Raw genomic sequence first — 2,052 nt, forward strand, 5'->3', positions numbered from 1 at the left:
TTGATACTGAGCGTTAAACGACCTTTACAGCCTACCTCTGCCATATGGGCTTGCGTCCGTTCTGCAAGTCCTACAATTGCTTCAATATCCTCGTCAGTTTCCGTTGGCAACCCAATCATAATGTAGAGTCGCATATGTTGGATACCAGACTTAGCAGATAAAGTGGCAGCATTTTGTAAATGCTCTTCGCTAATGCCCTTATTGATGACGCGCCGCAATCGTTCACTGCCCGTTTCTGGCGCAATGGTAATCGTCTTTTGCCCACTATCTGCCAAGCCATCTACAACGGCTTGCGTCAAAGAATCTGCACGCAAGGATGCGCAAGAATAACGCATATCTTTAGAACGAATATAAGTAACTAACTCATCTACCTCTGGATAATCAGAAATAGCAGCCCCCATAAGGCCTACCTTTTTACCTAATTTCTCTGCTCTATCTACGCCTTCTTTTAATATTTCTAAAGGTCGTACGCGCGGTACACGGAAACAATAGCCGGCCATACAGAATCGACAATGCCGTCCACAACCACGCGCAACCTCGATGATGTACATAGCGCCAAATTCTGTATAGTTTGTTGCTACTACGGTTTCGCCGCCACTAGTGAGCATTTCAAAGTGGCGTTTAATCGTTTTTGGTGCGCCTTCAGCAATATGGTAACCTTTAAATTCACCGTCGTCGCTGTAAATTGGCACGTATAAGGATGGTACATACACGCCAGATATATTCGCTAATTGACGCAAAATAGCATGTCGATCTAGACCCTCCATTTTGCCATCGCGAATGATATCTAGAACGCGGCTGACGATACCTTCCCCTTCGCCGATGATGAAAGCATCGATAAAGTCCGCAAAAGGCTCTGGATTAAAGGTAGCACATGGGCCACCGGCAATAACGATAGAATCAAATTCTGTGCGATCTTTCCCCATAATAGGTACGCGTCCATGACGTAACATCAACGGAATATGGAAATAGTCCATTTCAAAGGTTACGTCAAAGGCCACCACATCAAATTGATGCATAGGCCGCTGTGTTTCAACACTCATCAACGGTGTCTTAGTCTTATCGTATGCTTCTAATTCTTTCTTCTCAGGCAAGAAAATGCGTTCACATACGCTATCATTGCGTAAGTTGATTTCCTCATAAATAATGTGCAGACCAAGATTACTCATGCCTACAAAATATGTATTGGGATAGACGATTGCTACCTTTTGCCCTGCATGAGGGTTTACAGTAACCCGACTATCTTCATCTTTATATAATTCTTGTAATCGATCAATTAAATCTTTACGATTCACTAGTTCCCTTTCTATATAAGCCCACTATGAATAGTGGGCTTAAAAATACTACATATTAGATTTTAAAATTTAGATTTCAATGTATTTTTAGTAGAAATAGTTTTAGTCTTTAAAGCACTTACAATTTGAGGACGATGTTTTCTTTCATACGGATAGATGACTACCTCACCATCTTTGTATTCAGCAATATATACATCTTTTATTTTATACCCTTGCTTTTCAACCTCTTTTTCAAGCCACTCTTGTTCTTTTTCAATTACAGCTAATGTAAAGTGATTAATTTGACCATCATCAATAAGATCAAATTTAATATTTTCATCACCGAATTGAACAACGCTTAACTGACCATTTTGTTCTAGTACAGCACGTTTTACATCTGTTACATATTGAACACCAGCAGTACGCAATTTCAATTTAAGCTCCGCTGCTTGAATACCATAACGCATACACTCTTCAGTTAATACGTGACCCTTTTCAATTACAATAACTGGATGACCATCGAGAATGGTTTTGAAGAAACGAAGATTACCTTTTAAGAATTTAAGAGACATTACAAGAATAGTCCACAAAATGAGGACTAACATAAACTGTAAAATACCAATTTGGTCATTGTAAATAATGGCACCAATAATACCACCAAGTACATAGTTTTGTAATTGGTCTAACGCAGAGGTTGGCGCTAAATTGCCCTTCCCCATTAAGTTAATTTGTAAAATAATCGCCAAGAGACCTATGGCGAGTTTGGCAAAGACCATCC

Annotated in this window: 2 protein-coding genes; both read right to left on the reverse strand. The window is 39.7% G+C overall.

Annotated features, from left to right (window positions below):
* The coding region (locus QZ055_RS09270) for a radical SAM protein (protein WP_295826463.1) at positions 1-1,295 on the reverse strand (1,295 nt) is incomplete at its 3' end.
* A 62-nt stretch (positions 1,296-1,357) separates the two neighbouring features.
* Positions 1,358-2,050 carry a DUF421 domain-containing protein gene (locus QZ055_RS09275; protein ID WP_295826467.1) on the reverse strand — a complete coding sequence of 231 codons (693 nt, stop codon included), beginning with the start codon at positions 2,048-2,050 and terminating at the stop codon, positions 1,358-1,360.
* Positions 2,051-2,052 lie beyond the last annotated feature (2 nt).

It is taken from the genome of uncultured Veillonella sp. (assembly GCF_905209685.1).
Lineage (GTDB): Bacteria > Bacillota > Negativicutes > Veillonellales > Veillonellaceae > Veillonella.